This window comes from Pseudomonas sp. SDT291_1_S447 (assembly GCF_054070155.1).
The window spans coordinates 1-223 of the sequence record NZ_JBSVXS010000430.1 but is presented as its reverse complement, the minus strand read 5'-3'; the positions used below and the strand labels follow the sequence as shown (position 1 = coordinate 223).

1 protein-coding gene is annotated in these 223 nt (G+C 67.7%); it reads right to left on the bottom strand.

Features of this window, described 5'->3' with window-relative positions:
- On the bottom strand, positions 1 to 223 hold a 223-nt coding region (locus ACW9IR_RS30235), incomplete at both ends, for a pyridoxal-phosphate dependent enzyme (protein ID WP_457466284.1).

Genomic DNA, 223 nt, shown 5'->3' with positions numbered 1-223 from the left:
CGGGCAGGTTCGGCAATACTTCGCTCAAGGCCAACGCCAGGCCGCTATGCGTCCCCGCGCTGCCGGAGGCCAAGACCACGGCGGCGAACTCGATGCCACTGTCTTCGATCTGCCCGGCCAGCTCCAGCCCGGCGCGCACGTAACCCAATGCACCGAGGGCATTGGAGCCGCCGATCGGCACCAGGTACGGTTTTTTGCCGTTGCTGCGCAGGCGGTCGGCGAG